Source organism: Micromonospora sp. NPDC052213 (assembly GCF_040679695.1).
GTDB lineage: Bacteria > Actinomycetota > Actinomycetes > Mycobacteriales > Micromonosporaceae > Micromonospora.
In genome coordinates, this window is sequence record NZ_JBFAVI010000068.1 from 26,723 (window position 1) to 33,047 (window position 6,325).

Consider the following 6,325-nt stretch of genomic DNA (forward strand, 5'->3'; position numbering starts at 1 on the left):
CTGTCCCGGTGCTTGCGCCTCCGGCCCCCGGAGGCGTCAACCCCCGATTGGAGCCCGACCATGAAGCCGATCATCCACAAGAGCGGTCTCTCCGTCGCCGGCCTGCTGGTGGCCGGCGGTTGCATCGCCGGACCCGCGATGGCCGCCCAGGCCGCGCCGGTGGCCACCACCCCGGTCGCCTCGGTGCACACCGACAAGGGCGGGCGGGCCGACAAGGCCGACAAGAACGGCCGCCCCGACAAGCGGGCCGAGCGCACCGTGGGCATCGAGTACCAGGCCCAGCCCAACTTCTACTACTGCGGCCCGGCCGCGACGCGGATGGCCCTGTCCGCGCAGGGCAAGATCCTCTCGCAGGACGAGGTCGCGAAGCTGCTGGGCACCACGGAGGCCGGGACCGACTCGGCCCTGGACACCACGCGGGTGCTCAACGAGCTGACCGGCGGCCGCTACCGGACCACGGAGATCTCGGGCCCGGTGGCCAAGCCGGAGCAGGTCGACAAGCTGCGGGCCGACGTGGTCACCGCCCTGGACGAGGGCCGGCCGGTGGTGGCCAACGTCAAGGGCACCGCGGTCGACACCGACGGCCACCCGCAGTCGTACGAGGGCGGGCACTACCTGACCCTGGTGGGCTACCGGGACGGCGGTGACCTGATCCGGATCGCCGACCCGGCCTCTCCCGAGGGCGAGTACTGGATGACCCTGGAGAAGGTCGCCAACTGGATCGCCGAGCGCGGTTACTCGTCCTGATCCGACGCACCGGCGAGGGCCGGTCTCCCCGCACGGGGGGACCGGCCCTCGCGCGTACCACCCCGTCCCCACCGGCGTTTGCGCGCGTTCCTGCGGTGCCTCGCACCGGGCCCACGCCCGGTCCGGCGCACACGCCGGGTGCCGGCCCCTGGCACGCCCGGTGAAAACCGGTCGCCCTGTCCCCCCGGCCGGCGGCAGGATCGGCCCGGTGAGGATGCATGCCGACCAGGTCGACGTCACCGCGGACGTCGTCACCGCCCTCGTCGCCGACCAGTTCCCCCGCTGGCGTGGGCTTCCGGTGCGCCCGGTCACCTCGTACGGCACCGTGAACGCGCTGTTCCGCCTCGGTGAGGACATCGTGCTGCGCTTCCCGCTGCAACCCGGCGTCGACCCGGAACTCCGCGAGGACCTGCGGCGCGAGCAGGAGGACGCGCGCCGCCTCGCCCCACACGTACCGCTGCCGGTTCCCGAGCCGGTGGCCCTCGGCGAGCCGGGCGAGGGCTACCCGGGCCCGTGGACGGCGTACCGCTGGATCCCCGGGGAGACCGCCGGCCACCGGAGCATCGGCGATCCGGTCGAGTTCGCCCGCGACCTCGCCGGGTTCGTCCGTGCGCTGCACGAGGTGGACACCGGCGGCCGGGCGTGGAACGGACGCACCCGGGGCGGCCCGCTGCCCGCCCGGGACGAGTACGTCCGTAGCTGCCTGGCCGAGAGCACCCACCTGACCGACACCGCCCGGGTCGCCCGGGTCTGGGCGGAGTGCCGCGACGCGCCCGCGCACGACGGGCCGGACGTGTGGATCCACGCCGACCTGATGCCGGGCAACCTGCTGGTCCGCGGCGGCCGGCTCGCCGCGGTCATCGACCTCGGGGCGGTCTGCGTCGGCGACCCGGCGGTCGACCTCATGCCGGCGTGGAACCTCTTGCCGCCCGGCGCCCGGGAGACCTACCGCCAGGCGCTGGGGACCGACGACGCCACCTGGGCGCGCGGGCGGGGCTGGGCGATCGTCCAGGCCGTCGGCGCCCTCCCCTACTACGTCGACACCAACCCGGTGATGGCCGACACCGCCCGCCGCACCCTGGACGCGGTCCTCGACTGAGGCGGGGGAGCGGCCGGACGCGGGCTTGGTGGACCGGCCGCTCACGGCTCCGGTGCGATCCGGCGCAGGCTGTCCACCCCGGACACGACGACCGCCTCCATGGGGCACGAGTCCGCGGCGTCCACCAGCGCGTCGTCGGGCGCCACGCGCTCGGCCAGCGGGCGGGACAGCCCGTCCACCAGCACGAAGTGCCCCGGCGCGGTGCCCGCGCAGATCCCCGACCCGATGCACCGGGCCCGGTCCACGTGCACGCGCCACTGCTCGTCCGGCCCGCTCACCGCGTCACCAGCTCACCGGCATGGCCACCAGGCCCCGCACCAGCAGGCCGCTCTTCCAGGTCAGCTCCGACTCGGGCACCGCCAGGCGCAGGCCGGGAGTGCGGGCGATCAGGGTCTCCAGGACGACCTGGAGCTCCATCCGGGCGAGCTGCGCGCCGACGCAGTGGTGCACCCCGTGCCCGAAGCCGAGGTGGGGGTTGGTCTGCCGGGCCAGGTCGAGCCGGTCGGGCTCGGCGAAGACCGTCTCGTCCCGGTTGGCCGACGGGATCGACACGACGACCGGCTCGCCGGCACGCACCAGCACGCCGCCGAGCTCGACGTCCTCCAGGGCGTAGCGGGCGAAGGCCGACGACGCGCCGAGCGGGACGAAGCGCATCAGCTCCTCCACGGCGCCCGGCACCAGCGCCGGCTCGGCCCGCAGCCGCGCCCACTCGGCCGGGTGGGTGAGCAGCACGTACACGAAGTTGGGAATCTGGGTCACGGTCGTCTCGTGCCCGGCGGCGAGCAGCCCGGCGGCCAGCCGCACGACCTCGTCCGCCGCGAGCCGGTCGTCGGCGTCCCGGGCCCGGACCATCGCGCCGAGCAGGTCGTCGGTGGGTTCGCGGTGCCGGCGCGCGATCAGCTCACCCATGTACGCGAACAGGTTGTCGATGTACTGCTGGGCCTGTTCCGGGCTCAGCGAGGTGGTCGACACGATCGCCTCGGACCAGGTGTGGAAGCGGTCCTGGTCGGCCACGGGCACGCCGAGCAGGTCGCAGATGACCCGGATCGGCAGCGGGGTGGCCAGGTGCTCCACCAGGTCGGCCGGGGGGCCGGCGGCGAGCATGCCGTCGACCAGTTCGTCGGCGACCCTCCTGGTGCGGGGGCGCAGCTCCTCCACCCGGCGGGCGGTGAACGCCTTCGCCACCAGCCGACGCAGCCGGGTGTGCTCCGGCGGGTCCATGGCCAGGATCCCGGTGTCCTGCTGCCGTGAAGAGTTGCGGGGCTCGTCCCGGCCCACCGAGGCGGCCCGGCTGAACCGGGGGTCGCCCAGCACCGTACGCACGTCGGCGTGCCGGGTGGCCAGCCAGGCCGGCTCCCCGAAGGGCATCCGGATCCGGGTGAGCGGTTCGTCCCGGCGCAGCCGGGCGTAGCGCGGGTCGAGGTTGAGCCGGTCGGGGTCGCTGAACGGATAGCGCTGGGGGACGGTCGTCTCGGGTGCTTCGGTCACCGGCTGACCTCCTCTCGTCGCGGCGTCCACAGGGGACGCCGGTCCGGCCGGGGGCGACTCGACGGTGAGTCATGTTCCGACTGCGGATAGTAGCGAGGGTGGTCGATGCTTGGCTAGCGGTGACCGTCGATCCGCCGGAAACGACGCTCCCGGGCCGCCGACCGCGCGGCGACCCGGGAGCGGACCGAGGAGCTCAGCGGACCTGGTCGCCCTCGCCCGTACGGGCCTGGGCCTGGTCGACGCCCTTGTCGATCTGGTCGTCGTACTTCCCGCCGGTGCGCTGGTCGGCCATGTCGCCGCCCTTCTCCATGCCCTGGTCGACCTGCTTGTCGTGCTTGTCGGCGAAGTCCTTGGCCTTGTCCATGAAGTCGCTCATCGGGTCCTCCTCGGGTCGGGATTCGATCTCTGCCTTCCCAGGGGCCCCGGGCACAAACACGACCGGGCAGGCCCGCACCGACCGGACGGGCCGCCCCGGAGCGCCACAGAGGGCCGTGGAGCGGACAGGCCGGCGAGAACGTCACGGGACGGCGCTCGGCAGCCGACTCGCCCTCCCGTGCCGGGTGCGGCATCCAGGTTGAAAGGGGCCACGGGTGTCGGGAGGACGCCGGCCGGGTACCGACTCGCGGGAGATCGAGGAGGGCCGACGTGGTCGCAGACGGTGCCGGGCGGACGCCCGAGGGGACGACGGACCGGGCCGCGGCGCCCCGACAGGCGTGGACGGCGCTGCCCTGGCCGGTCCGCTCGGCCGTGGTCTGGAGCGCCTGCCTGGTGGTGGTCGTCGCCGGGCTGTACCTGCTGGGAAAGATCGCGGTGCTGCTCGCACCGCTGGCCATCGCGCTGGCCGCCACCGTCTTCCTCACCGCGCTGCTCGACCCGGTGCAGCTCGCGCTGCGCCGCCTCCGGCTGCCCGCGTCGCTGGCCGCCCTGCTCACCGTGCTGCTGCTGCTCGGCGTGCTGTTCGGGGTCGGCGCGCTGGTGTGGAACCTGACCGCCAGCCAGTTCAGCGAGCTGAGCCAGGAGCTGAGCCAGGGCCTGCAACGGACCCGGGAGTTCGTGACCTCCACGCTGCCGGTCAGCGACCAGCAGCTCGACCGGCTCCTCGACCAGGCCCGGCAGGGCCTCGGGCAGGGCTCGGTCGACCCGGTGTCGGGGGCTCGGACGGCCGCCGAGGTGCTCGGCTCGGCGCTGCTCGCGCTCGTGCTGCTGTTCTTCCTGCTCAAGGACGGCCGGTCGATGTGGCACTGGGTGCTGGCCCGGATGACCGGCCCGAACCGGTCGGTGACCGTCGAGGCGGGCCGGGTGGGCTGGCGGACGCTGGGCGCGTACAGCCGGGGCACGATGATGATCGCCGCGATCGACGCGATCGGCATCGGCCTGGCCCTGGTGCTGCTCCGGGTGCCGCTGGCCTTTCCGCTGGCGCTGATCACGTTCTTCGGCGGCTTCGTCCCGATCATCGGCGCGACGGTGGCCGGCGCGGTCGCGGTGCTCGTCGCGCTCGCGGCGAAGGGGCCGGTCACCGCGCTGCTGGCCCTGGCCGCCGTGATCGCCGTGCAGCAGATCGAGGGCAACCTGCTGGAGCCGCTCATCATGAAGCGCCAGGTGCGGCTGCACCCGGCGGTGATCCTGGTGGCGGTCACCGCCGGCACCCTGATCGCCGGCATCGCCGGCGCCTTCGTCTCGGTGCCGATCACCGCCGTCGTCTGGCGCGTCATCGACACCGTCCAGCAGCACCGCGAGCGGCCCACCCCGGACGCCAGGGCCACGCCGCCGGCCCCCGCCTGAACGGGCGTGCCACGCCGCCGGCCCCCGCCTGGACGGGGCCTGGCAGGAGGGCGGTGCCCGCCGGCCGAGCCGCCCACGAGCCCGGCACCCGCACGAACCGGCCGTCCACCGGGCCGGCGCTCAGGCCGGGCGGGGCACGGCGAGGTGGGCGGTGAACCAGTCGGCGGCGCAGTGGGCGACCTGCTCCAGCTTGCCGGGCTCCTCGAAGAGGTGCGTGGCGCCGGGGATCACCGTCAGCTCGGCGCTCTCCGGCAGCGCCTCCTGCGCCTGCTCGTTGAGGACGATCACCTGCTCGTCCAGGCCGCCGACCAGCAGCAGCGTGGGCGCGCGCACCTGCCCGAGGGCCGGGCCGGCCAGGTCGGGCCGGCCGCCCCGCGAGACCACCGCGCCGACGAGGTCCGGTCTGGCGGCCGCCGCCACCAGCGCGGCGGCGGCCCCGGTGCTGGCCCCGAAGAGGCCGATCGGCACCCGACCGAAGGGCCGCTCCGCCGCCAGCCAGTCCACGACCGCCGCGAGCCGGTTGGCGAGCAGGGGGATGTCGAAGCGCAGCTCGGCGGTCCGGACGTCCACCCGGTCCTCGGCGGGGGTCAGCAGGTCGACCTGCACGGTGCCGAAGGCGTCGCGGTTGAGCACGTGCGCCACGGCGGTGTTGCGCGGGCTGTGCCGGGAGCTGCCGCTGCCGTGGGCGAAGAGCACGACACCGGCCGGTTCGGCCGGGACCAGCAGGTCGGCCATGAGTTCGGCGTCCCCCGCCGGGATCTTCACCTCGCTGCTGCGCACGTCCATCTCCGCCTCCGTCCCGTACGTCGTCGGCCAGGACCGGTCGTCCGGCTCACCGGACCACCGTCCCTCCTCCCCGGCAACTCGCATACCCGCCCGCACGGCCGGCAAGCGGGCCGGCCGCCGCGGTGTTTGCCACCGGGGGCGTCGGGTAGGCGGCGGGTGACCGCAGCCCGTACCGGCGCAAGACCGCGCCCCCGACGGATCGCGAGGATCGCCATGGCGCAGCAGCGAGAGTCCCGCCAGCAGACCGCCGACCGGGAACGGCGCGAACAGGACGCCGAACGCGGCCGGGACTGGGCGGACGACGCGGCCCAGGCACGCACGGCCGACGACCCGCGGGCGATGACGCCCCGCGACGCGGCCGGCCGCCCCTCGCAGGGCAGGCCGCTCTGACCGACGCCGCCGGCCCGCCGAGCGCGGGCCGGC

The 6,325-nt window shown here is 74.9% G+C and carries 8 protein-coding genes; 4 read left to right on the top strand and 4 right to left on the bottom strand.

Translation table 11 applies throughout. The annotated features are described in order from the left end of the window. Positions 1-60: 60 nt before the first annotated feature. On the top strand, positions 61-747 hold the full coding sequence (locus AB0L34_RS18095) for a C39 family peptidase (protein WP_363705546.1): 687 nt from the start codon (positions 61-63) through the stop codon (positions 745-747). Positions 748-961: 214 nt separating this feature from the next. Then, complete coding sequence (locus tag AB0L34_RS18100) at positions 962-1,846, top strand: aminoglycoside phosphotransferase family protein (protein ID WP_363705551.1); 885 nt, start codon at positions 962-964, stop codon at positions 1,844-1,846. A 41-nt stretch (positions 1,847-1,887) separates the two neighbouring features. Here AB0L34_RS18100 and AB0L34_RS18105 read toward each other — a convergent pair whose 3' ends face one another. The 3 genes from AB0L34_RS18105 to AB0L34_RS18115 all read right to left on the bottom strand — a co-directional run bounded on the left by AB0L34_RS18105 (position 1,888) and on the right by AB0L34_RS18115 (position 3,710). After that, positions 1,888-2,124 carry a ferredoxin gene (locus AB0L34_RS18105; RefSeq protein ID WP_363705547.1) on the bottom strand — a complete coding sequence of 79 codons (237 nt, stop codon included), beginning with the start codon at positions 2,122-2,124 and terminating at the stop codon, positions 1,888-1,890. A gap of 4 nt (positions 2,125-2,128) precedes the next feature. Continuing rightward, positions 2,129-3,334 (bottom strand): cytochrome P450, encoded by a 1,206-nt coding sequence (locus tag AB0L34_RS18110; protein WP_363705548.1) that lies wholly within the window; start codon positions 3,332-3,334, stop codon positions 2,129-2,131. A gap of 193 nt (positions 3,335-3,527) precedes the next feature. After that, positions 3,528-3,710: an antitoxin gene (locus AB0L34_RS18115; RefSeq protein WP_357452962.1), complete on the bottom strand. Its 183-nt coding sequence runs from the start codon at positions 3,708-3,710 to the stop codon at positions 3,528-3,530. 269 nt (positions 3,711-3,979) lie between these two features. Between AB0L34_RS18115 and AB0L34_RS18120 the strand changes: the two genes are divergently transcribed. Beyond that, entirely contained in the window at positions 3,980-5,116 is a 1,137-nt protein-coding gene (locus tag AB0L34_RS18120; protein WP_363705549.1) for an AI-2E family transporter, read from the top strand. A 120-nt stretch (positions 5,117-5,236) separates the two neighbouring features. On the opposite strand, the gene AB0L34_RS18125 is transcribed toward AB0L34_RS18120, so the two are convergent. Then, positions 5,237-5,902, bottom strand: a complete 666-nt coding sequence (locus AB0L34_RS18125) for a dienelactone hydrolase family protein (protein WP_363705550.1) — start codon at positions 5,900-5,902, stop codon at positions 5,237-5,239. Between the two features lie 213 nt (positions 5,903-6,115). On the opposite strand from AB0L34_RS18125, the gene AB0L34_RS18130 reads away from it, so the two are divergent. After that, positions 6,116-6,292, top strand: a complete 177-nt coding sequence (locus AB0L34_RS18130; protein ID WP_357452953.1) for a hypothetical protein — start codon at positions 6,116-6,118, stop codon at positions 6,290-6,292. Positions 6,293-6,325 lie beyond the last annotated feature (33 nt).

Coding starts and splice junctions, on each gene's coding strand:
- AB0L34_RS18125 (WP_363705550.1), bottom strand. CDS start 5,902: ATGGACGTGCGCAGCAGCGAGGTGAAGATCCCGGCGGGGGACGCCGAA.
- AB0L34_RS18095 (WP_363705546.1), top strand. CDS start 61: ATGAAGCCGATCATCCACAAGAGCGGTCTCTCCGTCGCCGGCCTGCTG.
- AB0L34_RS18130 (WP_357452953.1), top strand. CDS start 6,116: ATGGCGCAGCAGCGAGAGTCCCGCCAGCAGACCGCCGACCGGGAACGG.
- AB0L34_RS18115 (WP_357452962.1), bottom strand. CDS start 3,710: ATGAGCGACTTCATGGACAAGGCCAAGGACTTCGCCGACAAGCACGAC.
- AB0L34_RS18100 (WP_363705551.1), top strand. CDS start 962: ATGCATGCCGACCAGGTCGACGTCACCGCGGACGTCGTCACCGCCCTC.